General features: G+C 63.6%; 23 protein-coding genes. 11 read left to right on the forward strand and 12 right to left on the reverse strand.

Translation table 11 applies throughout. The features are described 5' to 3' along the window. Positions 1-72: 72 nt before the first annotated feature. Positions 73-2,142 (reverse strand): AsmA family protein, encoded by a 2,070-nt coding sequence (locus ACM62G_RS08920; RefSeq protein WP_419737023.1) that lies wholly within the window; start codon positions 2,140-2,142, stop codon positions 73-75. A 361-nt stretch (positions 2,143-2,503) separates the two neighbouring features. Here ACM62G_RS08920 and ACM62G_RS08925 point away from each other — a divergent pair, with 361 nt between their 5' ends. The 7 genes from ACM62G_RS08925 (at position 2,504) to ACM62G_RS08955 (ending at position 7,938) form a co-directional block, all read left to right on the forward strand. Continuing rightward, positions 2,504-3,067 carry a hypothetical protein gene (locus ACM62G_RS08925; protein WP_054058387.1) on the forward strand — a complete coding sequence of 188 codons (564 nt, stop codon included), beginning with the start codon at positions 2,504-2,506 and terminating at the stop codon, positions 3,065-3,067. Between the two features lie 163 nt (positions 3,068-3,230). Next, positions 3,231-3,863, forward strand: coding sequence for a TetR family transcriptional regulator (locus ACM62G_RS08930; RefSeq protein WP_273822144.1), 633 nt, complete (start codon positions 3,231-3,233; stop codon positions 3,861-3,863). Between the two features lie 291 nt (positions 3,864-4,154). Then, complete coding sequence (gene ureE, locus ACM62G_RS08935; RefSeq protein ID WP_054058389.1) at positions 4,155-4,655, forward strand: urease accessory protein UreE; 501 nt, start codon at positions 4,155-4,157, stop codon at positions 4,653-4,655. Further along, positions 4,652-5,326, forward strand: a complete 675-nt coding sequence (locus ACM62G_RS08940) for an urease accessory protein UreF (RefSeq protein WP_054062154.1) — start codon at positions 4,652-4,654, stop codon at positions 5,324-5,326. The genes ureE and ACM62G_RS08940 overlap by 4 nt, the downstream gene beginning before the upstream one ends. Before the next feature lie 9 nt (positions 5,327-5,335). Beyond that, positions 5,336-5,950: an urease accessory protein UreG gene (gene ureG, locus ACM62G_RS08945; protein ID WP_419737024.1), complete on the forward strand. Its 615-nt coding sequence runs from the start codon at positions 5,336-5,338 to the stop codon at positions 5,948-5,950. A gap of 25 nt (positions 5,951-5,975) precedes the next feature. Then, positions 5,976-6,548 carry a HupE/UreJ family protein gene (locus ACM62G_RS08950; protein WP_273822138.1) on the forward strand — a complete coding sequence of 191 codons (573 nt, stop codon included), beginning with the start codon at positions 5,976-5,978 and terminating at the stop codon, positions 6,546-6,548. Positions 6,549-6,804: 256 nt separating this feature from the next. Then, positions 6,805-7,938 carry an AGE family epimerase/isomerase gene (locus ACM62G_RS08955; RefSeq protein WP_419737025.1) on the forward strand — a complete coding sequence of 378 codons (1,134 nt, stop codon included), beginning with the start codon at positions 6,805-6,807 and terminating at the stop codon, positions 7,936-7,938. A gap of 71 nt (positions 7,939-8,009) precedes the next feature. On the opposite strand, the gene ACM62G_RS08960 is transcribed toward ACM62G_RS08955, so the two are convergent. The 8 genes from ACM62G_RS08960 to ACM62G_RS08995 all read right to left on the reverse strand — a co-directional run bounded on the left by ACM62G_RS08960 (position 8,010) and on the right by ACM62G_RS08995 (position 17,841). Next, positions 8,010-8,774 carry an SDR family oxidoreductase gene (locus tag ACM62G_RS08960; RefSeq protein WP_054059818.1) on the reverse strand — a complete coding sequence of 255 codons (765 nt, stop codon included), beginning with the start codon at positions 8,772-8,774 and terminating at the stop codon, positions 8,010-8,012. 736 nt (positions 8,775-9,510) lie between these two features. Then, positions 9,511-10,227, reverse strand: a complete 717-nt coding sequence (locus ACM62G_RS08965) for an ABC transporter ATP-binding protein (protein ID WP_273822133.1) — start codon at positions 10,225-10,227, stop codon at positions 9,511-9,513. Beyond that, positions 10,224-11,099: an ABC transporter ATP-binding protein gene (locus tag ACM62G_RS08970; RefSeq protein ID WP_273822132.1), complete on the reverse strand. Its 876-nt coding sequence runs from the start codon at positions 11,097-11,099 to the stop codon at positions 10,224-10,226. The genes ACM62G_RS08965 and ACM62G_RS08970 overlap by 4 nt, the downstream gene beginning before the upstream one ends. Beyond that, positions 11,096-12,394, reverse strand: coding sequence for a high-affinity branched-chain amino acid ABC transporter permease LivM (gene livM, locus ACM62G_RS08975; protein WP_054059815.1), 1,299 nt, complete (start codon positions 12,392-12,394; stop codon positions 11,096-11,098). The genes ACM62G_RS08970 and livM overlap by 4 nt, the downstream gene beginning before the upstream one ends. A gap of 3 nt (positions 12,395-12,397) precedes the next feature. Further along, positions 12,398-13,312 (reverse strand): ABC transporter permease subunit, encoded by a 915-nt coding sequence (locus tag ACM62G_RS08980; protein WP_054059814.1) that lies wholly within the window; start codon positions 13,310-13,312, stop codon positions 12,398-12,400. A 169-nt stretch (positions 13,313-13,481) separates the two neighbouring features. Continuing rightward, positions 13,482-14,615 carry a branched-chain amino acid ABC transporter substrate-binding protein gene (locus tag ACM62G_RS08985; protein ID WP_054062150.1) on the reverse strand — a complete coding sequence of 378 codons (1,134 nt, stop codon included), beginning with the start codon at positions 14,613-14,615 and terminating at the stop codon, positions 13,482-13,484. Between the two features lie 361 nt (positions 14,616-14,976). Next, on the reverse strand, positions 14,977-16,260 hold the full coding sequence (locus ACM62G_RS08990; protein WP_419737026.1) for an NAD(P)/FAD-dependent oxidoreductase: 1,284 nt from the start codon (positions 16,258-16,260) through the stop codon (positions 14,977-14,979). Between the two features lie 90 nt (positions 16,261-16,350). Further along, positions 16,351-17,841 (reverse strand): aldehyde dehydrogenase family protein, encoded by a 1,491-nt coding sequence (locus ACM62G_RS08995; RefSeq protein WP_419737027.1) that lies wholly within the window; start codon positions 17,839-17,841, stop codon positions 16,351-16,353. Positions 17,842-17,981: 140 nt separating this feature from the next. Here ACM62G_RS08995 and ACM62G_RS09000 point away from each other — a divergent pair, with 140 nt between their 5' ends. The 4 genes from ACM62G_RS09000 to ACM62G_RS09015 all read left to right on the forward strand — a co-directional run bounded on the left by ACM62G_RS09000 (position 17,982) and on the right by ACM62G_RS09015 (position 22,099). Beyond that, a complete protein-coding gene (locus tag ACM62G_RS09000) occupies positions 17,982-18,887 on the forward strand; it encodes a LysR family transcriptional regulator (RefSeq protein ID WP_419737028.1) in 906 nt (301 codons plus the stop codon). A 245-nt stretch (positions 18,888-19,132) separates the two neighbouring features. Then, complete coding sequence (pncB, locus tag ACM62G_RS09005; RefSeq protein ID WP_054058670.1) at positions 19,133-20,332, forward strand: nicotinate phosphoribosyltransferase; 1,200 nt, start codon at positions 19,133-19,135, stop codon at positions 20,330-20,332. A 36-nt stretch (positions 20,333-20,368) separates the two neighbouring features. Then, a complete protein-coding gene (nadE, locus tag ACM62G_RS09010; RefSeq protein WP_054058669.1) occupies positions 20,369-21,196 on the forward strand; it encodes an ammonia-dependent NAD(+) synthetase in 828 nt (275 codons plus the stop codon). Positions 21,197-21,403: 207 nt separating this feature from the next. Next, on the forward strand, positions 21,404-22,099 hold the full coding sequence (locus ACM62G_RS09015) for a hypothetical protein (protein ID WP_054058668.1): 696 nt from the start codon (positions 21,404-21,406) through the stop codon (positions 22,097-22,099). A 31-nt stretch (positions 22,100-22,130) separates the two neighbouring features. Here ACM62G_RS09015 and azu read toward each other — a convergent pair whose 3' ends face one another. The 3 genes from azu to ACM62G_RS09030 form a co-directional block, all read right to left on the reverse strand. Then, on the reverse strand, positions 22,131-22,577 hold the full coding sequence (azu, locus tag ACM62G_RS09020) for an azurin (RefSeq protein ID WP_054058667.1): 447 nt from the start codon (positions 22,575-22,577) through the stop codon (positions 22,131-22,133). 276 nt (positions 22,578-22,853) lie between these two features. Next, positions 22,854-23,306: a hypothetical protein gene (locus ACM62G_RS09025; RefSeq protein ID WP_273822120.1), complete on the reverse strand. Its 453-nt coding sequence runs from the start codon at positions 23,304-23,306 to the stop codon at positions 22,854-22,856. Next, a complete protein-coding gene (locus ACM62G_RS09030) occupies positions 23,303-24,223 on the reverse strand; it encodes an NAD synthetase (protein WP_419737029.1) in 921 nt (306 codons plus the stop codon). The genes ACM62G_RS09025 and ACM62G_RS09030 overlap by 4 nt, the downstream gene beginning before the upstream one ends. Between the last annotated feature and the right edge of the window lie 82 nt (positions 24,224-24,305).

Genomic DNA, 24,305 nt, shown 5'->3' on the forward strand with positions numbered 1-24,305 from the left:
CTTCAAGGCCGCTAAAAGTTTCGCGGGCAAGCCCTGCTCCTACAGGTAACCTGTGCAATCCTCGCTACAAAATCAGTTCCTGACTGTCCGCGGCGCCTTGCCCGACTTCATCTGCTCCAGCAACGGCGCGCACTGGTTCGGCACATCGCCACCCGGGGCCACCAGCGCCAGCAACCCGGTCGCCGGCCCGGCGATCACGCCCAGGGCAACCATGCCGGCACCGCGCAGCAACAGCGGCACCGCCTGCACACCGGCATCCGGCTTGATGAACTTGCCACGCACGTACAACGGCGAGCGCAGGGACAGCAGCCGGAAACCCTTGGACTCGGGGCTGATCTTCAGATCCAGCTGTTCGCTGGCAAAGTTGGCCGTGCCGTCGACGTAGATGATCGCGTTCTCGGTGTCGAAGACGAACAACCGGGTGGTCGCCAGGCCGCTCTTGATGCCGAGGTCGGCCGCCGCGCAGTTGATCTTCACCTCCTTGTCACCAAAGATCTTGCCCACCACGTAGTTGCCGACGTTGAGCCCGGCGATCTCCATCAGGCCACGGCTGATGGCGCCATCGTTGACCAGCATCTTCAGGTCGCCATTGGAGGCGCCCAACAGGCGCGCCACCGAGTTGCCGGTGCCGCTGATGTCGGCATCGCCATTGAGCTCGCCGAAGCTGGTCTTCATCGGCTCGAAGGTGGGGAACAACTGCTTGAGCTTGAAGTTGCGCGCGGTCAGCTTCGCCCGCCCCTGCATCGGCGTGGCGCGGCCATTGAGGCGGATCTGTGCGTCGAGCTTGCCGCCCGCCACGCCGAAACGCAGGGGCTCCAGGCTCAGCTCGCCATCGTTGAGCACCAGGTGGGTGTAGAGGTCGGTGAACGGCAGCTCGGCGCTGTGGACGATGCGCTTGCCGGTGAATTCCACATCGGCGTCCATGTCGCGCCAGCGCTCGGTACGGAACTCTTCCACCGGCAGCACCTTGTCCGCCGGTTGCTTGCTTTCGCCGCCGCGGGCCTTCTGCTTGGCATTGGAATCCGCGCCGATCAGCGGCGCCAGGTCGGTCATCAGCAACTGGTTGGAGACCAGCACGCCGGTGAGTTTCGGCCGAGGCTGGCTGGCGGCGTAGGACAGGTCTCCATGGATATCGCTGGTACCGATTTTGCCGTTGAACTGCTCATACTGGAAGGTCGCCCCGGTCGGCTCATGCAGCCTGGCGATCAGGTGGCCGTCGGTCTCGTAGGCCGGCGAGTCCGGCAGGGTCACCCCGATCAGCGGGTAGAGATTGCCCAGGCTGTTGCCGGCCAGCTTCAGGCGCAGGTCCAGAGCCCCCAGGTTGCGCGGATCGGTCAGGGTGCCGGCCACGGCGATCCGGGTGTCGGCGATCTTCACATCGGCCTGCACCGGGAACGGCCTGGCCGCGTCCTGCAACGCCAGCAGGCCGCCGACCTTGCCGGTCCCGGCGAGATTCTGGCCATGGTACTGGCCCTTGACCTTCAGCGCGAACGCATAGTCCTGTGGCGCCGAGCCCTTTTCCAGGGCCTTTTTCGCCGCGCTGTCGCCGACGATATCGCTGAACGGAATCGGCTTGCCCAGCGGGTCGATCAACAGGTCGAGCTGAGTCTTGAGGCTCTTGTCGTCCAGGGTGACATGCCCCTTGTCGAAGCCGATGGCGCCGATGTCCACCGTCCAGGCGGACGGCGGCTCGTCGGGATCCTTGGGATCGAACTGGAACGTCCAGTTGGCGCGGCCATCGGCCAGCCGTTCGAGACTGGCATTCGGCTCGGTCAGGTCGATCCGCGGAATCACCACCTTCCGGACCAATAATGGCAACGGCGCAAGGCGCAGTTCGACACGCTTGAGGCTGACCATCTGCGGATTTTTCGACCAGTCCGGATTGCCCAGTGTCAGGTCCTCGGCGATCACGTGGGGCCAGGGCAGCCAGGCGCGCCAACCGCCTTCGTCGGGCTCACGCTGCCAACGCACCGACAGGTCGCCATTGATGGCGAACGGGCGATGAAGGATTTCGGAAACCTTGGCATTGACCGGCGGCTTGATCCGGTTCCAATCGAAGAACGCGATGATCGCCACCAGCACCGCCAGCAGCAGGACCAGGCAGGCACCGGTCCAGAGAAAGATTTTTCGAGTGCGCGTCATTGCACGAGGCTCCTGATAACGGCTGAACGTCCAAAAAGCGACGCGATATACCTTTACGACTGACAAAACCCGGGCAAGGTTTAATGGAAAAAGCCCTCGGCCGGGAAAATCGAAGCGGGCCGAAGCTGACCGATCCATCAGTTTTTCGTTCCCCGGCATGCCCTCGGATGAAGCAGGACTGGGTAGAAAATACCCAGTACGGAGCAGGGGTAACACGCTGTAAGGCCCGATCTAGAGCCATCGCCCGGAACAATCAATTCCGTTGATTATTAACATTGTCCTTATGAACTTTTATATCGATTTTGCAAGGGTAACATTAGCTCCGTACCCACTTTATCGCCCTCCAACGGAGCAAACGATCATGAAACGCCAATTACTTCTCAGCCTTACCCTTGCCGTCCTGACTGCCAACGCCTATGCCTTGCCAGCCCGTGAACAGGCCGCCCCACAAGCTCAGGCCAGCCACGCCACCGTCAGCCAGTCGCTGAACACCCTGGCCTCGGATGGTTCCGAACGCACCCCACAAGGTCAGACCCTTGCCGAAGGCGGCAGCGATCGTACCCCACTGGGTCAAACCCTGGCAGAAAACGGCAGCGACCGTACCCCTCTGGGCCAAACCCTGGCAGAAAACGGTAGCGACCGTACTCCTCTGGGCCAGACCCTGGCAGAAAACGGCAGCGACCGTACTCCTCTGGGCCAGACCCTGGCAGAAGGCGGTAGCGACCGTACCCCATTGGGTCAGACCCTGGCAGAAAATGGTAGCGACCGCACCCCACTGGGTCAGACCCTGGCAGAAAACGGCAGCGACCGCACACCTTTGGGCCAGACGCTCGCCGAAGGTGGTAATGATCGCCTGAAGGACAAAGGCCTGATCACCGAAGGCGGTGCCGATCGCCTGGCCGAACGTCATCAAGCCTTGAGCTGAGGCCATGATGGCCTGGAACGAAGCCCGATCCACCGGATCGGGCTTCGACATTTCTGCAACCCCGATTTCCTGCTTCCTACCCTCGCTCCCGCTCCACGTTCGACGCCGGCAAAGCTGATTTGCTAGAGTGCGCCGCTCCTGTCTTTCAGAAAACGTCCCGTCGATGCTGCCTCGTGCCGAACAGAAACAACAGACCCGTCATGCCCTGATGGACGCAGCACGCCATCTGATGGAGGGTGGGCGTGGCTTTGGCAGCCTGAGCCTGCGTGAAGTAGCGAAAACCGCGGGTATCGTGCCAACCGGTTTCTACCGGCATTTCGACGACATGGACCAACTCGGCCTAGCACTGGTCAGCGAAGTGGGCCAGACCTTCCGCGAAACCATCCGCCTGGTTCGCCACAACGAGTTCGTCATGGGCGGCATCATCGACGCCTCGGTGCGGATCTTTCTCGACGTCGTGGCGCAGAACCGCTCGCAGTTTCTGTTTCTCGCCCGCGAACAGTACGGCGGCTCCTCACCGGTGCGCCAGGCCATCGCCCGCCTGCGCGAGAACATCAGCTCGGACCTGGCCGCCGACCTGGCCCTGATGCCCAAGCTGCAGCACCTGAACACCGACGGGCTGGAGGTGATGGCCGACCTGATCGTCAAGAGCGTGTTCGCCACCCTGCCGGAAATCACCGACCCGCCACAGGAGCCTCTGCCCGACTACCTGGCGCCGCAGGCGAAGATCACCCAGCAGTTGCGCTTCATCTTCATCGGGCTGAAACACTGGCAGGGGCTCGGCAGCACCGAGTGAACCCGCCCCACCCCACCGCATGGGAAGCGCGTAGGAGCCGGGCTTGCCCGCGAAGCTTTTCAACGCCCTGAGCGAACGAAACGCCCTTTACCACCTCCCCTGCCGGGCGCCCCTCAAACGCACCGCAAACGTGCAGAAAAACAGACCGCGCACCATCTTGAAACATCCAGAAACATCACTACGCTCCTTTTTCAGGCGCACGGCGCTTTCTGACAGGGATTTCCCAGGTTTCGTCCGACTGGCAAGCCCTTTGCTCTAGCTCAGGCATTGCTCATTGCTGGAAGCCCCAAGATGCTGGTGATTCATCGCAGAATCGAACCCCAATCCGCCTGGAGCGCCGAACTGCACCTGAACTTCGAGGCGCGTAGCAAAAGCCGCCTGCGCTGTTTCAGTGCCACCGGTGAAGACGTGGGATTGTTCCTGGAGCGCGGTCAGCCGCCTCTGTACGACGGTGAATTCCTGCAAGCCGAGGACGGTCGTATCGTCCGCGTCTGCGCCCGTCCCGAACAGCTGCTGCATGTCACCTGCGCCAATGCCTTCGAACTGACCCGCGCCGCCTATCACCTGGGCAATCGCCATGTCGCGCTGCAAGTCGGCGACGGCTGGCTGCGGCTGCTCGACGACTATGTGCTCAAGGCCATGCTCGAACAGTTGGGCGCCCACGCCGAAACCATCGAGGCCCCCTTCCAGCCGGAACACGGTGCCTACGGCGGTGGCCATCATCATTCCCGGCATGGCGACGAAGACTTCAACTACCCGCCACGCCTGCACCAGTTCGGTGTGCGCACATGAATCCGGCCTGGGCGCTGCTGCGCCTGGCCAGCCCGCAACTGCCGATCGGTGGCTACAGCTACTCCCAGGGCCTGGAAATGGCCGTGGAGCAGGCCCGGGTGCATGACCCGGCCAGCGCCCGCCGGTGGATCGGCGACCAGTTGCTGCTCAATCTCGCCCGCTTCGAGGCGCCACGGCTGCTGGCCCACTGCACTGCAGCGGCGCAGGCCGACTGGCCGCGCCTGGCACAGTTGGCCGAAGAACACCGCGCCAGCCGCGAGACCCGCGAGCTGTATCTGGAAAGCCGGCAGATGGGCTATTCGCTGCAGCAACTGCTCGATGGCCTTCCCGACCTTGATGCCCCCGCACGGGACTTCCTCGCCCGCCAGACCGAACCGCACCTGGCCCTCGGCTGGGCGCTGGCCGCCCGCGCCTGGCGGATCAGCCCCGAGGATGCCCTGGCCGCCTGGCTCTGGAGCTGGCTGGAAAACCAGCTGGCGGTGCTGATGAAGACCCTGCCGCTCGGCCAGCAGGCCGCCCAGCGCCTGACCAGCGAACTGCTGCCCCTGCTGCAGCAGGCGCAGCAGGTGGCCAGCGAACAAGATCCGCAACACATCGGCAGTGCCGCCTTCGGCCTGTCACTGGCGTGCATGGCCCACGAGCGCCAGTACAGCCGCCTGTTTCGTTCCTAGGAGAGCAAGATGAACGCACAACCCCTGCGCGTCGGTATCGGCGGTCCCGTCGGCTCCGGCAAGACCGCCCTGACCCTGGCCCTGTGCCTGGCCCTGCGCGAGCGCTACAACCTGGCAGTGGTCACCAACGATATCTACACCCGCGAGGACGCCGACTTCCTGGTGCGCAACCAGGCATTGGCGCCGGAACGGATCATCGGCGTGGAAACCGGTGGCTGCCCGCACACCGCGATTCGCGAGGATGCCTCGATCAACCTCGAGGCCGTGGACCAGTTGAACCGGCGTTTCCCGGGCCTGGACCTGATCCTGGTGGAGTCGGGTGGCGACAACCTGTCGGCGACCTTCAGCCCGGAGCTCTCCGACCTGACCATTTACGTGATCGACGTCTCGGCCGGCGACAAGCTGCCGCGCAAGGGCGGGCCGGGTATCTGCAAATCCGACCTGCTGGTGATCAACAAGATCGACCTCGCCCCGCTGGTGGGCGCCTCGCTGGAAATGATGGACGGCGACACCCGGCGCATGCGCGGCGGCAAGCCGTTCGTGTTCAGCAACCAGAAAACCGGGCAAGGCCTGGACGACATCATCGCCTTCATCGAACGCCAGGGCCTGCTGACCGCGGCCTGATCATTCAACCACCAGGAATTTGCCCATGAGTCTGAAGAAACTCCTCAGTGCCCTCTCCCTGCTGCTGGCTCCGGCCATGGCCTTCGCCCACCCTGGCCATGGCGACAGCGGCCTGGTCGCGGGCATCAGCCACCCGATTGGCGGCCTCGATCATCTGCTGGCCATGCTTGCGGTCGGCCTGTGGGCCGCGCAGCAGCAGGGCAGCGCGCGCTGGGCCCTGCCCTGCACCTTCGTCGGCACCATGCTGGTCGGTGGCCTGCTCGGTTTCGCCGGCCTGGAACTGCCGGCCCTGGAAAGCGGGATTGCCGCCTCGGTGCTGGCGCTGGGCCTGGCCGTAGCGCTGGCGGTACGACCACCGGTGAGCTTGGCGATCACCGCCACGGCGCTGTTCGCGCTGTTCCACGGCGTGGCCCATGGCCTGGAACTACCGGAGATGTCCAGCCCCTGGGCGTATGCCGCCGGTTTCGTGCTGGCAACGACGGCCCTGCATGGCCTGGGCTATGGGCTGGTGCGGATCTTGCCGCAGGCAGCGGCGCCGTTGGTACGACTGGCTGGCGCGGCGTCGGCGGCGACCGGGGTCTGGTTGCTGGCCGGTTGAGCCCTGCGGCGCCCTGGCAGGCCCGTTCGCGGGCAAGCCCGGCTTCTGCAGGAGCTGTGTCGAACGCATCACGGCGGCACAGCATGACCTTGTAGGAGCCTGGCTTGCCCGCAAATGGGCCTGCCCCCCTCTCGGCTTACCCTCCCCTTGCCTGCCCAGACCAGGTACTGCCTACCTCGGAAAAGCCACTGATCTGACACGACGACAAGTCGCCTGCTACCATGTTGCGCACACTCCTGCCCGACGACTCCTGCCGATGCCTGATGTTTCCAGCTCTGCCGCCGCCCCCGAATCGAAGAGCCTGTTCACCACCGTGCAACAGCACTTGCGCCAGGTAATCATCCCCCTGTGGCAAGGCCCCGGCTGGAATGCCGAACTGGCGCTGCCGTATGAGGCGCTGGACGCCGAGCACCGCCCGCTGCCGCCACAACGCTATCGCGCCATGGCCTGCGCCCGGCAGCTGTACCTGTTCTCCAGCCTGATCGGCGATGCCGCCTTCCCCGGCGCGGGCACTCGCGCCGCCGCCCTGTTCCGCTCGCTGCAGCGGCATTTCCATGATGCCGAGCACGGTGGCTGGTTCTACAGCATCGACCCACAGGGCGCCCCGCTGGACACCCGCAAGGACCTCTATACCCACGCCTTCATCCTGTTCGCCTGCGCTCATTACTGGGCCAAGGTCCGCGAACCGCTGGTGGAGTCGGTACTCGATGCCGCACTGGAAGTGATTGCCGTACGCTTCGCCACCGGTGACGGCCTCTACGAGGCGGACCTGACCCGCGACTGGTCGTCGCTCGGCAGCGGACCGTTGCAGAACCCCCTGATGCACCTGACCGAAGCCTTCCTGGCCACCCTTGCGGCACGCAAGGATGCCCGCGTACAGGCCGACATGCTGGCGCTGGTCACGGCCCTGCAGAAACGCTTCGTCGATCGCCAGCACGGGGTGATTCTGGAAAAGCCGCTGGGCACTGTGGATAACTGGTTCGAGCCGGGTCATCAGTTCGAGTGGATGTTCCTGCTCGAATCCTCGGCCGTGCTGCGTGACAGCGCCCTGTACCAGTCACTGCAACGGGGTTTCGCCTATGCCGAGCAGACCGGCGTCGACCCGCACAGCGGAGCCGTCAGCGCGATGCTGGCCATCGATGGGACACTGCGCGACGCGACCCAGCGGATCTGGGCACAGGCCGAATACCTGCGGGCGCTGACCCTGCGTGTGGATAACTCGGCGCGCCTGCAGCGCCAGCTCCGGGCCCTGCACGCACAGTTCATGCACCCGGGCGGCTGGCATGAATGCCTGGATGCACAGGGTGTGGTCAGCCGCGCGGACATGCCGTCGACCACGCCCTATCATCTGGCGACCTGCCTGTACGGCCTGGCCGACCATCTGGGCTGATCACCCGCAAGCCGGCGGCCGATACGGTTACTGTGGGAGCCCGCAAGCCGGCTCCCACGATCACCTGGGTTTCAGGCCTTGTCGCGCTCGATGGCGAACCCGGCCCAGGTCTGGCTCACCGGCATCAGTTCCAGGCTGTTGATGTTGACGTGAGCCGGTGTGTTGAGCACCCAGAAGATGGTCTCGGCGATGTCCTGCGGCTGGATCGGCTCGGCGCCGGCGTAGGTGGCGTCGTAGCGCGCCTGGTCACCGCCGAAACGCACCAGCGAGAACTCGCTTTCACACAGCCCCGGCTCGATGTTGGTCACCCGCACGCCCGTGCCCTGCAGGTCGCAACGCAGGTTCAGGGAGAACTGTTTGACGAACGCCTTGCTCGCGCCATACACGTGGCTGCCCGGGTACGGGTACTTGCCGGCGATCGAACCGAGGTTGACGATGCTGGCGCCACGGCCATGAGCGATCAGCCGCGGCAGCAGCAGGCGGGTGCTGTACATCAGGCCCTTGATGTTGGTGTCGACCATGGTGTCCCAGTCGTCCAGGTCGCACTTGGGCGCGGGGTCGACGCCCAGGGCCAGGCCGGCGTTGTTGATCAGCCCACGTAGTTTGGCGAAGCTCGGTGGCAGGTTGGCGATGGCCTCTTCCATGGCCTTGCGGTCACGCACGTCGAGCACCAGGCCATGCACTTCGGTCTGCTGGGAAAGCTCGGCGCACAGGGCATTCAGACGCTCTTCGCGACGCCCGGTCAGCACCAGTTTCCAGCCGGCCTCGGCAAAACGACGGGCACACGCCTCGCCAAAACCGGAAGTGGCGCCCGTGATAAACAGCGTGGATGTCATCGTGTTCTCCTAGCTAAACGCGGTTACAGCCTGAAATAAGGTCGTTCGCCGCCCAGCATGCCCGGCCCGGCGGAGGCCAGCAACTGTGCCGCGTGTTCAACGCAAGGCTGTACAAAAAACGCTCAAAGCTCTACAGCCCAAGCCAGCCGTGGCCTGGCGCCGGATGTACGCATCTTATCCACAGTCCCTTCCACAATCTCTGGGGGCAAGTCGAACAGCGCCAGGCCGCTATCCACAAGGCCTGCAGCACTGTTTTAAAAGTTTTTCGCTTGACCCCGGGCAAGCCCATGTGCAGCCATCGGCCATCGCGACCCACCGATGGGTTTCCGCAGACTGGCGCCAAGCCAGTAGCTACGCCGCCCACGGCGGTCTTTCCAGAGTTTGCCCACAGAGTTATCCACAGGCTTCCCCGAGCACTTGCCGGGCGAACGCGACACCCATAAACCTGTTGACAAATGTCTTTCGAGCTTACCGAAAAACGGCTGATCAAAAAACAGACAAACCTCTACAGGCCACGGCCCACAAGGCCTCCAGCCAGCTACTCCCACGTTACCCACAGCCGATTCCACAGCAAACGGGGACAAGTCAAAACGGTGACAAAACAACTGTTTGCAGCGGTTTCATGTCGCACCCCACGAAGTTTTGCCCGGCGTTTTCCACAATTCGCCCCTGGCGCTGTGGATATGAAAAAAGCCCCGGACCGGTCAAGGTCACGGGGCGTTCCTGTGGACCCGGATCAGTGCCCGCCCAGATACGCGTTGCGCACCTCCTCGTTGGCCAGCAGTTCCTTGCCGGTACCGCTGAGACGGATCTGCCCGTTGACCATCACGTAGGCCCGGTCCGAGAGCCTGAGCGCATGGTTGGCGTTCTGCTCGACCAGGAAGATGGTCATCCCCGAGGCAGCCAGTTCGCGCAGGGTGGCGAAGATCTGCTTCACCACGATCGGCGCCAGGCCCAGGCTCGGCTCATCGAGCAGCAGCAGCTTGGGTCGGCTCATCAGCGCCCGGGCGATGGCGAGCATCTGCTGCTCGCCGCCGGACATGGTCATGGCCCGCTGGTTACGCCGCTCCCTGAGCCGCGGAAACAGCTCGAACATGCGCTGCATGTCCTCGCTGGCGAACTGGTCGCCAATGGGGATGGTGCCCATCAGCAGGTTCTCTTCCACAGTCATGTCGGGGAACACCCGGCGCCCTTCCGGCGACTGGGCGATACCGTTGGAGGCGATGTAGTGGGAGGACTTGTGGGTGATGTCGACGCCCCGGTAGAGGATCTGCCCGGATGCCGCCCGCGGCTGGCCGAAGATCGACATCAGCAGCGTCGACTTGCCGGCCCCGTTGGAGCCGATCAGGCTGACGGTTTCGCCTTCGTCGATGTGCAACGAGACCTTCTTCAGGGCCTGGATCGGCCCGTAATAGACGTCCAGATTCTTCAGTTCGAGGATAGCCTGACTCATACCAGTTCCTCTTCATCCGCACCCAGGTAGGCGGCAATCACTTTCGGGTCGTTGCGGATCGCCTCGGGCCCGCCCTGGGCGATCACGTTGCCGTGGTCCAGTACCACGATGTGGTCGGAAATACTCATCACCATGCCCATGTCGTGTTCGATCAGCACCACGGTCAGATCGTGCTCGTCGCGCAGCAGCCGGATCATCGCGCTCAGCGCTTCGGTTTCCTGAGGGTTGAGGCCCGCCGCCGGCTCGTCGAGGCAGATCACCTGCGGCCGCGTGCACATGGCCCGGGCGATCTCCAGGCGGCGTTGCTGGCCGTAGGAGAGCTCGCCGGCCAGGCGGTTGGCGCAGTCCACCAGGTCGACTACCTCCAGCCAGTAGAACGCCGTGTCCAGCGCGTCGCTCTCGGCCTTGCGGTAGCCCCGGGTATTGAGGATGCCGGCCAGCAGGTTGCGGTTGACCCACATGTGCTGGGCCACCAGCAGGTTCTCCAGCACCGACATTTCCTTGAACAGGCGGATGTTCTGGAAGGTCCGTGCCAGCCCCGCACGGTTGACCAGGTGGGTACCGCCGAACATCTTGTAGTACAGCCGGCTGGCGAAGTTCTTCGGCGAGACGAAGTCGCTGACCCGGAAGGACTCGCCCAGCAGTTGGATAACGTTGGTCTCTCGGCCGCGGGTATTGAGCACGATGCTGCCGCCGGTGGCCTTGTAGAAACCGGTGAGGCAGTTGAACACGGTGGTCTTGCCGGCACCGTTGGGGCCGATCAGGGCGAAGATCGAGTTGCGCTTGACCTGCAGGCTGACGTCGCTGAGGGCCTTGATGCCCCCGAAGTGCATCATCAGTTTCTCGACCGAGAGAATGATTTCATCGTTCATTGCGCAGCTCCCTCGTGCAAGACACCCTTACGCGGGGCAACCCCGGTACGACTGATACGGATCAGGCCGCGAGGCCGCCAGATCATCATCAACACCATCAACACGCCGAACAGCAGCACCCGGTACTCGGCGAAGCTGCGCAGCAACTCCGGCGCAACGGTCAGCACGAAGGCGGCGATGACCACGCCGATGGTCGAGCCCATGCCACCGAGCACGACGATGGCGAGGATCAGCGCCGACTCGAAGAAGGTGAACGAGGTCGGGTTGACGAAGCCCTGGTAGGTGGCGAAGAACACCCCGGCCAGGCCTGCCGTCGAGGCCCCGAGGGTGAATGCCGAGAGCTTGACCAGCACATGGTTCAGGCCCATGGCGCGGCAGGCGATCTCGTCTTCACGCAGGGCCTCCCAGGCCCTGCCGACCGGCATCCGGGTCAACCGGTGCTTGATATAGAGCACCGCCAGCACCACCAGGAACAGCACGGTGTAGATGAAGTAGAACTTCACGTCCGGGTTGTAGGCGATACCGAAGAACTCGTGGAACGGCACCCCGCCATCCTTCGCCCGCTTGCCGAACTCCAGGCCGAAGAAGGTCGGCAGCGGCGCCGGCATGCCGTTCGGGCCGCCGGTCAGCGACAGCCAGTTGTTGAGCACCAGGCGGATGATCTCGCCAAAACCCAGGGTCACGATCGCCAGGTAGTCGCCATGCAGGCGCAATACCGGGAAACCCAGCACGCAGCCGGCCATGGCCGCACAGATGGCCGCCAGAGGCAGTACGGTCCAGAAGCCCAGGCCGAGATACTGGTAACCCAGGGCCAGGCCATAGGCACCGATGGCGTAGAACGCCACGTAGCCGAGGTCGAGCAGGCCCGCGAGGCCGACCACGATGTTCAGGCCGAGGCCGAGCAGCACGTAGATCAGGCCGAGGATCACCACGCCCAGCAGGTAGGAGTTGGAGAACACCGGGAAGACCACCGCGATGGCGATCATGATCGGGATGATCCAGCGCAGGCGCGACTTGTAGTCCGGCGCCAGTACGTGCACCCCCGAACCGCCGCCCTCGAAGCTGTCGAGCAGCCGCTTGCCCTTGGCGGTCTGCAGGTAGAGGCTCAGGGCCAGGCGGCCGAGCATGACGATCGCCACCAGCCAGGCGACACGGGTCGGTTCCAGGTTGAAACTGTAGCCCTCGAGGACGACCCCGACGATCGGGCCGAAGACAATGAGGGCGAGCAGGCCGGCAAGAATGGCATCCACCAGGCTTTTTTTGATATCGAGCTTTTTTTCAGTGGCAGTGGACATGGCTTACACCTTCGACACAAGAGGACGGCCGAGCAGGCCTTGCGGCCGAAAGACCAGGACCAGGACCAGCAGCGAGAAGCTGAACACGTCCTTGTAGTCCGAGTTGACCAACCCGGAGAACAGCGACTCGGAGATCCCGAGGATGATCCCGCCCAGCATCGCTCCCGGCAGTGAGCCGATGCCACCGAGCACCGCTGCGGTGAAGGCCTTGATGCCGATGACGAAGCCCGCGTAGAAGTCGAACGTGCCGTAGTTCATGGTGATCAGCACACCGGCCAGGGCCGCCATGGCCGCACCGATGACGAACACATAGGAAATGATCCGGTCGGTATTGATCCCGAGGATCGAGGCCATCTTGCGGTCCTGCTGGGTGGCCCGGCACATGCGCCCCAGCCTGGTGTACTTGATGATGTAGGTCAGCACGCCCATGCCGAGGAACGCGGCCACCAGGATGAAGACCTTGGTGTAGGTGAGCTGGACGAAGCCACTGCCGACCTCGATGCGCCAGGCACCGGTGAGCAGTGTGGGAACGCCCTGCTGCCTGGCGCCCTGGCTGATCTGCGCGTAGTTCTGCAGGATCAGCGAAATGCCGATGGCACTGATCAGCGGCGCCAGCCGGGTAGAGTTGCGCAGGGGTTTGTAGGCGATACGCTCGATGGTCCAGCCATACACCCCGGTCACGACGATGGTGAACAGCAGCGTGCCGAGCATCAGCAGCGGGAAGGATTCGATACCGAAGTAGGCCAGCAGGGCCAGACTGATTGCCGAGAGGTAGGCGGAAATCATGTAAACCTCGCCGTGGGCGAAGTTGATCATGCCGATGATGCCATAGACCATTGTGTAGCCGATGGCGATCAGGCCATAGACCGACCCGAGGGTCAGGCCATTGACCAGTTGCTGCAGGAAAATACCATCCATAACGCAATCTCACGCACGTTGAGAGACTGCACAGAAGCCCACCGCGACGGACCGGGGTTCAACCGCCGTCGCAGCACAGCCATGTGCAGTTCTACGAGAAAAGACAGGTAACTGCACGGACACGCGTGGCGACCGGCCGACCCGCGCGGGGCCGGCCGATCGGCTCATGTCACTTCTGTTTTTCCAGTTGGTGGTATTTGCCGCTCGCGTCCCACTGGTAGACCACGTAGTCGGAGACTTTCAGGTCGCCCTTGGTGTCCCAGGCCTTTTCGCCCATCACGGTCTTGACCGGATGCGACTTGAGCCATTTGGCGGCGTCTTCGCCCTTGTTGGACTTGGCGCCGTTGAAGCCGGCGGCCAGGGCCTGGATCGAGGCGTAGGCGTACAGGGTGTAGCCTTCAGGCTCGGTGCCGTTCTTGCGGAACTGCTCGACGACCGCCTTGCTGTCGGGCAGCAGGCGTGGGTCGGCGCCGAAGGTCATGTAGACGCCGTCGACGTATTGCGGGCCGCCGGCGGTGGTCACCAGCTCATCGGTCACCACACCGTCGTCGGACATGAACTTGACGTCCTTCAGGCCTTCGGTGCGCAGTTGCTTGACCAGGGGACCGGCTTCCGGATGCAGGCCACCGAAGTAGACCACGTCGGCGCCGGCGGCACGGATCTTGGTCACCAGGGCGCTGAAGTCCTTCTCGCCACGGGTCAGGCCCTCGTAGATCACCGGGGTCACGCCGCGCTTGATCAGTTGCGCCTTGGTGGCGTCGGCCAGGCCCTGGCCATAGGTGTCCTTGTCGTGGATCACCGCGACCTTCTTGCCCTTGAGCACGTCGACGATGTAGTCGCCAGCGACGATGCCCTGCTGGTCGTCACGACCGCACATGCGGAACATCGCGGACAGACCGCGCTCGGTCACCTGCGGGTTGGTGGAACCGGGCGTGATCGCGATGATGCCGGCTTCGTCATAGACTTCCGAGGCCGGGATGGTCGAGGAGGAGCAGAAGTGCCCGACGACACCGGCGACCTGCTTGTTGGTCAGGTCCTTGGCCACCGTTACCGCCTGCTTCGGCTCGCACGCGTCGTCGCCCTTGATCAGGACGATCTTCTCGCCGTTGACCCCGCCTTCCGCGTTGATCACGTCCGCCGCCGCCTGAGCCCCCTTCATGTACTGCTCGCCAAACGCCGCATTGGCACCGGTCATGGGACCGGCCACACCGATTTTCAGATCAGCCTGAGCAAACGCAGAAACACCCAGCGCAGCAGCCACTGCGAGGGCGACACAGCCTTTTTTGTAAAACTTCTGGGACATGAGGTGGTGCTCCAAGTTTTTTTAGTTTGGCACTGCGACTTCACTGAATGCTCAGAGCAAGGGGCGTGCCATCGGTTTTTTGTTCTGAAAAAAGTCACTGTCTTATGGTTTTCTGGACTGTTTCGGGCCCTTTTCAACTGGGCGTGCAACCGTCTAACTCGGCGAAGGTAGAACCTTTTTCAGAAAAAGGTGCAACCCTCAAGTGCCACTACTGCAACCTCGACACACATACGCGTGCAACCACCATGTAACAACATGCGTCACCGAAGTGCACACTCACAGTGCACGACTGCTACATCGCGCACCATATAGGCTAGCCGTAGCCGGTAAAAGCGCCGTCCGGATTGGCGCTTTTGTTGTATCAAATGACGATCCGCAGGCACTGGCCCGCGTGATACAGCGAGAACCCGACCTCGTACAGACAACTGCGCAGGCCCACCGCCGGTACCGGCCGCATCGGTGCAAAGGGAATCGGCAGGGCCTGAGGATTTCCGTTACACAGGTAGTCGGCGAAGGCCTTGCCGACCACGGTGCCGGTGGTGACGCCCCGTCCGTTGTAGCCGGTGACGGCCACCAGGCCGGGCGCCGGCTCGAACAGCCGCATCAGGTGATCGGGAGTGAAGGCGATGCAGCCGGTCCAGGTACATTCCCAGTCGACCTTTTTCAGGTAGGGGAAATAGTGCTGCTGGATCCGGTCGGCCCAGGCCCGCAGGAACCAGGCGGGTTTCTGGTTGCCATTGCCGAGGCTGCCCAGCAGCAGCCGGCCGTCGGCATCGCGGCGGATGCTGCTGAGCACCTGGCGGGTGTCCCAGGAGCCCTGCCCACCCGGCAGGATCCGTTTCGCCGCGTCATCGTCCAGCGGGACGGAAGCGACCTGATAGTAGTAACCGGGGAAGAAATTGCGCCGCAGCTCGGTCCACTCGCCTTCGGTGTAGGCATTGGAGGCCATCACCACCTGTTCGGCACTGACCGCGCCGTCGGCTGTCTGCACCGACCAGCGCTGGCCCTGGCGCTCCAGCCGGGTGACCGGCGACTGGTCGAACAATCGGGCACCCAGCCCGACGGCGGCCTTGGCCAGGCCCGAGGTGTAGGCCATCGGATTGAGGGTGCCGGCCCGCCGGTCGAGCAGGGCGGCGGCAATCTTGCGCGTACCGGTGGCGGCTTCGCAGGCGCTGCCGGTCAGCAGTTCCACCGGGGCGCCGCGACGCTTCCACTGTTGCTCGCGACTGCGCAGGTCAGCCTCGCCACGGGCATTGTGGGCCATATGCAAGGTGCCTTCGCGGCGCAGTTGGCAATCGATGCCGTACTTGTCGACCAGGCTGAACACCAGCGCCGGGGCGCCGCCGAGCATGCGATTGAGCTGGCTGCCGACGGCCTCGCCGAAACCGGCCTCGATATCGTCCGGAGGAATCCACAACCCGGCGTTGACCAGGCCGACATTGCGCCCGGAGCCACCATGCCCGGTGCGATGAGCCTCCAGCACGCAGACGCTCTTGCCCTGCTCACGCAGGTGAATCGCGGCCGACAGCCCGGTAATGCCGGCGCCGATGACACAGACGTCGACGCTCAACTCCCCCTTGAAGCGCGGCGCCTCGGGCCGCTGGGGCGTGAGCTTTTCCCATAGACATTCTTCACGTAACGCCATTGCCAGACTCCGAAAATGAAACCCAACAGCCACACCGCCGGCTCCTACAGGGACAAACCCGACCCAAGAGGGCCTGGGCGCTACACCGACTCAGTCAAAGACGATGCCCTGAGCCAACGGCAGTTCCAGCGAGTAGTTGACGGTGTTGGTCTGGCGCCGCATGTAGCCGCGCCAGGCATCGGAACCCGACTCACGACCACCGCCGGTCTCCTTCTCGCCACCGAACGCGCCGCCGATCTCCGCACCGCTGGGGCCGATGTTGACGTTGGCAATGCCACAGTCGCTGCCCACCGCCGACATGAATAGCTCGGCCTCGCGCACGTCGGTGGTGAAGATGCACGAGGACAGCCCCTGGGGCACCGCATTGTTCAGGCGCAGGGCCTCGGCGAAGTCGCTGTAGCCGATCACGTAGAGGATCGGGGCGAAGGTCTCGTGCCGGACCACATCGCTCTGCTCGGGCATCTCGACGATGGCCGGCGAGACGTAATAGGCATCGGGGAACTGCTCCTGCAGTTGGCGCTGGCCGCCGAACACCCGACCGCCCTCGCTCAGGGCCTGTTCGAGGGCGTCCTGCATGGCATCGAAACCGTGCCTGTCGATCAGTGGGCCGACCAGATTGCCCTCCAGCGGGTGGCCGATGCGCACCTTGGCATAGGCGGCCTTGAGCCGGCTGACGATCTCGTCCTTGACCGACTCGTGGGCGATCAGCCGGCGCAGGGTGGTGCAACGCTGGCCGGCGGTGCCGACGGCGCTGAACAGGATGGCCCGCACCGCCATGTCCAGGTCGGCGCTGGGGCCGAGGATCATCGCGTTGTTGCCGCCCAGCTCGAGGATGCTGCGGGCGAAACGGGCGGCCACCTTGGGCGCCACCTCGCGTCCCATGCGGGTGCTGCCGGTGGCGCTGACCAGGGCCACGCGCGGGTCGTCGACCAGGGCTTCGCCGGCGTCGCGGCCACCGATGACGACCTGGCTGAGGTACGGCGGCGCATCGCTGAAATTCTTCAGCACGCGCTCGAACAGGGACTGGCAGGCCAGTGCGGTCAGCGGCGTCTTTTCCGACGGTTTCCAGATCACCGGATTGCCGCAGACCAGCGCCAGCGCCGTGTTCCAGGCCCAGACCGCGACCGGGAAGTTGAAGGCGCTGATCACCCCGACCACGCCCAGCGGATGCCAGGTCTCACGCATATGATGGCCAGGACGCTCCGAAGCGATGGTCAAGCCGTACAACTGGCGCGACAGGCCGACCGCGAAGTCGCAGATATCGATCATTTCCTGCACTTCTCCCAGGCCTTCCTGGGTGATCTTGCCGGCTTCCCAGGACACCAGTTCGCCGAGGTCGGCCTTGTACTGGCGCAGCAATTCGCCGAACTGGCGCACCAGCTCGCCACGGCGCGGCGCCGGCACCTGGCGCCAAGCCTCGAAGGCCCGCTCGGCGCGCCCGACCTGCTGCTCGACCTCGGCCGGTCCCTGCCAGTTCACGGCGCCGATGCGGCTGCCATCGATCGGCGAATGCACGGGCTGCCTGCCCTGTTGAGACAGCGCCGGGTCAACACCAAGACGATCGAGCAATGCGGCAACCATGGGATCATTCCTCCAGACGAAAATCGGAAAACTTCAGGTTGTAGTTGTAGCGACCTTCGGACTTGCCAACAAACGACGATTAGGCGAGATATCATTCCGTTTATTCATGCTGCGCAAGAAACAGAAGAAAAGGCCCGTTCATGCTGAATAAAAGACACCTGCCCTCGATCACCGCCCTGCAGTGTTTCGAGGCCGTTACCCGGCACTTGAGCTTCACCCGCGCGGCAGAGGAGCTGAACCTGACCCAGAGCGCGGTCAGCAAGCAGGTCGCGCAGCTTGAAGAACTGCTCCAGCACCTGCTGTTCCGCCGGGTGCGCCGACGCCTGCAACTGACGCCGGCGGGAAACCTGTACCTGGTGGAAGTCCGAAAAATCCTGACCCAGATGGAGATGTCGACCCACTACCTGCGCTCCTACGGTGGCGAAACCGAAGTCCTGCGGGTTTCCACGCCGCCGACGTTCGGCGCCCGCTGGCTGGTACCACGCCTCAAGGGCTGGCGCCTGCGTCATCCGCATATCCACCTGGACCTGTGCAGCGAACAGGACGCCGACGACCTGCTGCAGGGACGCAGCGACCTGGCATTCTTTTTCGGCCAGGGTTCGCGGCCGGGCACCGAGTGCCTGAAGCTGTTCAGCGAAGAGCTGGTGCCGGTCTGTGCCGCCTCCAGCCTGCCCGGACAGCCATTCGAGGACCCGACGCAACTGAGCGAACTGGTCCTGCTGCAGAACGCCTCTCGGCCCCAGGCCTGGCATGACTGGTTCGAGCACCAGGGCTATCACACCGAACACAGCTACCACGGGCCACGCTTCGAGACCTTCTACATGTGCATTCGCGCGGCGCAGGTCGGCTGTGGGGTGGCCCTGCTGCCGCGCTTTCTGGTGGAGGAGGAACTGGCCGACGGCAAGCTGGTGATCCCCTGGCCGCATGCGATGCCCAGCCGTGACGCCTATTACCTGGCGTACCCGGAGCACTCGGCGGAAGTACCGAAGGTGAAGAATTTCGTGCAGTGGATGCAGGAGCAGATCGACGATCCTTCGCAGGCCTGAGGAGTCTGGAGGTCATCGAGATTGGCGGTGGTCTTGAGAACGCTTTCGCGGGCAAGCCCTGCTCCTACAGGAGAGATGTCGAGCACGACATTGATGTACGACATCGTTCTGTAGGAGCGTGGCTTGCCCGCGAATAGGCCCGCAATGCCAGCAAAAATCGCTGGTAAAACCACCCCCTGATATGCGCCACTAGCGCCATTCACCCAAAAGCTGCCGCAACGCCGACCGGCATGGAGACACCCGTTATGAGCGATAAGGCCTTTGGCGATCGCATCGTGCAGAACCTGCTCGACACCGACTTCTACAAACTGACCATGATGCAGGCGGTACTGCACAACTATCCCAACGTCGAAGTCGAATGGGATTTCCGCTGCCGCAACAGCGAGGACCTGCAACCCTACCTGGCGGAGATCCGCTATCAGATCGAGCGCCTCGCCGAACTGAGCCTGAGCATGGACCAGTTGGGCTTCCTCGAACGCATCAGCTTTCTCAAGCCGGACTTCCTGCGCTTCCTCGGCCTGTTCCGCTTCAACCTGCGCTACGTACACACCGGCATCGAGAACGGCGAACTGTTCATCCGCCTGCGCGGCCCCTGGCTGCATGTGATCCTGTTCGAGGTGCCGCTGCTGGCGATCGTCAGCGAGGTGCGCAACCGCTATCGCTACCAGGAGACCGAACTGAAACAGGCCCGCGAACAGCTGTACCGCAAGTTCGACTGGCTGACCGCCAACGCCAGTGCCGACGAGCTGGCGCACCTGCAAGTCGCCGACTTCGGCACCCGTCGGCGGTTTTCCTACCGCGTCCAGGAAGAAGTGGTGAGCGTGCTCAAGCATGACTTCCCCGGACGCTTCGTCGGCACCAGCAACGTGCACCTGGCCCGTGAATTCGACATGAAGCCGCTCGGCACCATGGCCCACGAGTGGATCATGGCCCACCAGCAACTCGGCCCGCGGCTGATCGACAGCCAGATCGCCGCACTCGATTGCTGGGTCCGCGAGTACCGCGGCCTGCTGGGGATCGCGCTGACCGACTGCATCACCACCGACGCCTTCCTGAAGGATTTCGACCTGTACTTCGCCAAGCTGTTCGACGGCTTGCGCCATGATTCGGGCGACCCGGTACAGTGGGGCGAAAAATGCATAGCCCGTTATCACCAGTTGGGCATCGACCCGATGAGCAAGACCCTGGTGTTCTCCGACAGCCTCAACCTGCCCAAGGCCCTGGAGATATTCCGGGCGCTGCGCGGTCGGATCAATGTCAGCTTCGGCATCGGCACCAACCTCACCTGCGACATTCCCGGGGTGGAACCGATGAGCATCGTGCTTAAAATGACCGCCTGCAACGGCCAGCCCGTGGCGAAGATCTCCGATGAACCGGGCAAGGCTCAGTGCAAGGACCCGAATTTCGTCTCCTACCTGCGCCATGTGTTCCAGGTGGCCGATTAATCCGTTTTCGATCGAATCCTACGCAAGGAGTGAATCATGCAAGCCGTACAGCGCCAGATTGCTGAACAGCTCAAGGTCCAGCCGCCGTTCGCCGACCAGGCCGCCCTCGAGGCCGAGGTCGCCCGGCGCATCACCTTCATCCAGAACTGCTTGCAGAACTCGGGCCTCAAGAGCCTGGTGCTGGGCATCAGCGGCGGCGTCGACTCGCTGACCGCCGGTTTGCTGGCGCAGCGCGCCGTGCGTGAACTGCGGGAGCGCACCGGTGATGAGCAGTATCGCTTCATCGCGGTGCGCCTGCCCTACGAAGTCCAGTTCGACGAACACGACGCCACGGCGTCGGTGGACTTCATCAACCCCGACGAGCGCCATACCGTGAACATCGGTCCGGCGGTCAAGGCGCTGGCCGCGGAAGTGGCGGCGTTCGAAGGCAAGGCCGCCGTCTCGCGGGACTTCGTGCTCGGCAACACCAAGGCGCGCATGCGCATGGTCGCCCAGTACACCATCGCCGGAGCCGCCAACGGCCTGGTGATCGGCACCGACCACGCGGCGGAAGCGGTGATGGGCTTCTTCACCAAGTTCGGTGACGGCGCCTGCGACCTGGCGCCGCTGAGCGGGCTGGTGAAGAACCAGGTCCGGGCCATTGCCCGCAGCTTCGGCGCCCCCGAGTCGCTGGTGGAGAAAGTCCCGACCGCCGACCTGGAAGACCTGGCACCCGGCAAGCCGGACGAGGCTTCCCATGGCGTGACCTATGCCGAGATCGACGCGTTCCTGCACGGCCAGCCCGTGCGCCAGGAAGCCTTCGACATCATCTGCCGGACCTACGAAAAGACCCGGCACAAGCGCGAGCTGCCGTTCGCACCGTGAGGAGACGCAACGTGGCGGGCTTGCCGACTCGCCACGACGCCTGGACCGCGGCAGCCGCAACGCCCGGGCCAGCCTCGGAATGACAGTTTCAAAGGCCTGATGCCGGCCAGTTTGCCGTAGGATTTTTCTGTTTTTTTCGGCAACTATTGAGGCAGTCCCCCCTGCGGAGCAGTCTTCGCCATCCTCTGTTGGCCAGGACTGCTGCGTATGTTGTTCAAGCAAAAGCCTCCCCATATCCGAGCCACTCCGCTCTTCCAGCGCCCGTGGATCATTCCGCTGTCCGGCCTGATCGGCGCCCTGTGCTGGATTTTCGTCGCCACCCAGCCGTCCGCTCGCCCGGCCAGCGGCCGCCCGAGCAAGGAACACTTCATCCTCAGCGGCAGCATGCCGATCCAGACGGCCCTGCGCGCCAGCGCCCGCTACACCCCCGGCAACCAGCAGAGCGGTTGCCCGTACCAGCATCCGACCCTGCACTTCGATACCGTCCCACTGGATAGCCCGCGCACGTTCGACTTCACGGTGCCCACCGGCTATGAACTGCCCGGCTGCAAACTCTATCTGAGCGAAGTCAGCTTCGAGACCGAGGCCTTCTATGGCCAGGACAACCATCAACGCAGCATCACCAGCAGCGGCGCGATCACCCTGCGCGACGACCTGCGTCCAGGCGTGTCGGGGTTCCCGTCATCGGGGGAAAAACACTATCGCGGCCTTTGCGACTGGCAGCCGCACAGCACGCCTGCGGGGCTGGAACCGCAGCAGAGCCTCAATTGCTACAGCGTCGACGAGCAGTGGCAGGCACTGGGCAACGACTACAAGCGCAAACAGTTGGGCGGGGTATTCAGCCGACAGGAAGTGGAGGGAAAAACGATTCGGCTGGAATTGCGGAAAAACGAACAGTCCTGATCCCGCACGGGGCGGGACCAGGTGAGGGCCATCACTTGAGGGTGACGGTGCCCTTCATCATCGAGATGTGGCCCGGGAACGAGCAGAAGAAGCCGTACTTCTCGGCCGGGTTCAGCTTCGACACGTCGAAGGTGACCGAGTCCTTCTCGCCGGCACCGATGATCTTGGTGTGGGCGATGACGCGAGTGTCGCCGTCTTTCAGGTAGTTCTTGTCGATGCCGGCGGAAATGCCGTCCGATGCGATCGGCTGCATGTCGGCTTCCTTGCTCAGCACCCAGTTGTGGCCCATGACGTTCTTCGGCAGGCTGCCGCCGTGAGTCAGTTCCACGGTGAAGGTCTTGCAGCTCTTGTCGATCTCGATGGCCTTGGTGTTGAAGGACATCTGATCGGTCGAATCGACAGTGGTCTTGCATTCGGCAGCGAACACCTGGCCGCTGGCGAGGGCCAGCAGGGATACCGCGACAACTTTGGCAAACATCGTGAATCTCCAAGGCAGGGTATGAAAAGCGGCGGATCAATGCAGGAAGACTACCTGAGGACAGACAGGGTTCCCATGATCTGAATCAAGAAATTGTATACAATCCTAAGCTATCGCCTCGATGGATACAATCAACCAGCCAGACGAATCCGCGCGACTTAACATTAGCCCATCGTCATCCATCGGAGTCTGCGCCATGTCCATCGACAGCCTGCTGTACAGTTTACTCGCCGCCTATGCCTGCGGTGCCAGCGGTACCTGCGAAGCCACCCGGCGCTAGCGCCGCCTCACCAGCGTACGGCGAAGACTCTCCCGCTGCTTGCGGATCTCCACCAGGCGCTCGCGCATTTCGCGGTGGCGCCGGCTGTTGAGCAACAGCAGGCCCAACAACGGGGCAAAGAGGGCCAGCGCGTAGACGATCCGATGCGGGTGCGAGGTGATGGTCGGCAGCACACCCAGGAAACACAGCACGAACACCAGCACCAGGCCGCGAACCCACTGCGGCCGGCCGCGCACGATCATGAAGTTGCAGTGGGCAACCACCAAGCCCAGCAACATCAATGCGACGAACGTACCAGTCGCCTGCTCCTCCAGTGAAGCCGCGGGGAAATAGTGGTCCCCCGCCAACGGCAGACCACAGGCGATAGCCACCAGCGCGGCGAAGATCGCCCCGATGAAGGTCGGGAAATAACGCGCCAGAAAGCGCCGCAGGCTCAGCGTCTCCATCATTCGTCGATTTCCTCGTAAAGCCCGACGGCAATGGTCTTCACGTTGCCGGACAGGGCGCTGCCGGTGAGCCCGATCGCCGCGCCCAGGGAATCCTTGATCTGGGTGATGGTGGCATGGCGGATCTCGGTCGGCGTGAAGCGTTTGGGCAACTCGCCGGCCAACTGTTTCAGCTTGAGCATTTTCGGGGTAAGGCGCGGGTCGTTGATGCTCAGCAATTCCTTGGTCAGCTTGGCACGCTCCTGGCGATTGAGCCCGCGCAACACGTCCCGGATGCTCTTGCCGGTGGTGGCCTTGGTGATGCGCACCAGCTTGATGGAGGTCAGCGCGGAGGCGCCGACACCCAGCAGCGAAGCCGCATCCAGGGCGATCGAGGTGTACTGGTACCAGGCCTCGCTGTCGAGGTAGTCGTTGCGCGCCGGGTTGGTCACTTCGTTGACCGTCCGATAACCGCCAACCAGACACTGCGCGGTACTGGCGGCCGCAGCGGTATAGCCGATGGCGACCAGCACCGAACTGGCCCCGGCCGAAAACGGCACCGCCACCGAGCCGCTGAGCACCACGACCCAGCCGATCACCGCGCCGGCACACGACAGGCTGGTATTGATGGCCTCGCTGACCAGCCGCGACTCCCGGGGATTGTCCTGTACCTGCTGGGCGAACTGCTTCGGCGCGATGTACTTCTGCGCCTCGCGCAGGATCACCCGCTTGGGCTTGATGCTGCAGATCGGCTGGAACTCGCGCAGGGTCACCACGTTGAATTCGGCGTCGATGTACACGACACCGGCACCGACGATACCGGGATCGGCATCGATCGCGGCGAACAACCGCGGCATGTCGACCTGGCTGGCGATGCGCTGACGGGCGAAAAACTGGGAGGGACTGGAGTCCATGCCGATGCCGGGTAGCGAAGAGCTCACGCGGGATTCATCCTTGAGTCGAACGGTGGAAAATTCGCCGCAACCTTAACAAACCCGCCCGTTCTTCGATAGAAAGCAAAAC

The sequence above is a fragment of the Pseudomonas sp. COR18 genome (assembly GCF_048568395.1).
GTDB lineage: Bacteria > Pseudomonadota > Gammaproteobacteria > Pseudomonadales > Pseudomonadaceae > Aquipseudomonas > Aquipseudomonas fuscovaginae_B.

Excerpts from the sequence above, each read along its gene's own strand:
- ACM62G_RS08920 (WP_419737023.1), bottom strand. The coding sequence starts at position 2,142 with ATGACGCGCACTCGAAAAATCTTTCTCTGGACCGGTGCCTGCCTGGTC.
- ACM62G_RS08925 (WP_054058387.1), top strand. The coding sequence starts at position 2,504 with ATGAAACGCCAATTACTTCTCAGCCTTACCCTTGCCGTCCTGACTGCC.
- ACM62G_RS08930 (WP_273822144.1), top strand. The coding sequence starts at position 3,231 with ATGCTGCCTCGTGCCGAACAGAAACAACAGACCCGTCATGCCCTGATG.
- ureE (WP_054058389.1), top strand. The coding sequence starts at position 4,155 with ATGCTGGTGATTCATCGCAGAATCGAACCCCAATCCGCCTGGAGCGCC.
- ACM62G_RS08940 (WP_054062154.1), top strand. The coding sequence starts at position 4,652 with ATGAATCCGGCCTGGGCGCTGCTGCGCCTGGCCAGCCCGCAACTGCCG.
- ureG (WP_419737024.1), top strand. The coding sequence starts at position 5,336 with ATGAACGCACAACCCCTGCGCGTCGGTATCGGCGGTCCCGTCGGCTCC.
- ACM62G_RS08950 (WP_273822138.1), top strand. The coding sequence starts at position 5,976 with ATGAGTCTGAAGAAACTCCTCAGTGCCCTCTCCCTGCTGCTGGCTCCG.
- ACM62G_RS08955 (WP_419737025.1), top strand. The coding sequence starts at position 6,805 with ATGCCTGATGTTTCCAGCTCTGCCGCCGCCCCCGAATCGAAGAGCCTG.
- ACM62G_RS08960 (WP_054059818.1), bottom strand. The coding sequence starts at position 8,774 with ATGACATCCACGCTGTTTATCACGGGCGCCACTTCCGGTTTTGGCGAG.
- ACM62G_RS08965 (WP_273822133.1), bottom strand. The coding sequence starts at position 10,227 with ATGAGTCAGGCTATCCTCGAACTGAAGAATCTGGACGTCTATTACGGG.
- ACM62G_RS08970 (WP_273822132.1), bottom strand. The coding sequence starts at position 11,099 with ATGAACGATGAAATCATTCTCTCGGTCGAGAAACTGATGATGCACTTC.
- livM (WP_054059815.1), bottom strand. The coding sequence starts at position 12,394 with ATGTCCACTGCCACTGAAAAAAAGCTCGATATCAAAAAAAGCCTGGTG.
- ACM62G_RS08980 (WP_054059814.1), bottom strand. The coding sequence starts at position 13,312 with ATGGATGGTATTTTCCTGCAGCAACTGGTCAATGGCCTGACCCTCGGG.
- ACM62G_RS08985 (WP_054062150.1), bottom strand. The coding sequence starts at position 14,615 with ATGTCCCAGAAGTTTTACAAAAAAGGCTGTGTCGCCCTCGCAGTGGCT.
- ACM62G_RS08990 (WP_419737026.1), bottom strand. The coding sequence starts at position 16,260 with ATGGCGTTACGTGAAGAATGTCTATGGGAAAAGCTCACGCCCCAGCGG.
- ACM62G_RS08995 (WP_419737027.1), bottom strand. The coding sequence starts at position 17,841 with ATGGTTGCCGCATTGCTCGATCGTCTTGGTGTTGACCCGGCGCTGTCT.
- ACM62G_RS09000 (WP_419737028.1), top strand. The coding sequence starts at position 17,982 with ATGCTGAATAAAAGACACCTGCCCTCGATCACCGCCCTGCAGTGTTTC.
- pncB (WP_054058670.1), top strand. The coding sequence starts at position 19,133 with ATGAGCGATAAGGCCTTTGGCGATCGCATCGTGCAGAACCTGCTCGAC.
- nadE (WP_054058669.1), top strand. The coding sequence starts at position 20,369 with ATGCAAGCCGTACAGCGCCAGATTGCTGAACAGCTCAAGGTCCAGCCG.
- ACM62G_RS09015 (WP_054058668.1), top strand. The coding sequence starts at position 21,404 with ATGTTGTTCAAGCAAAAGCCTCCCCATATCCGAGCCACTCCGCTCTTC.
- azu (WP_054058667.1), bottom strand. The coding sequence starts at position 22,577 with ATGTTTGCCAAAGTTGTCGCGGTATCCCTGCTGGCCCTCGCCAGCGGC.
- ACM62G_RS09025 (WP_273822120.1), bottom strand. The coding sequence starts at position 23,306 with ATGATGGAGACGCTGAGCCTGCGGCGCTTTCTGGCGCGTTATTTCCCG.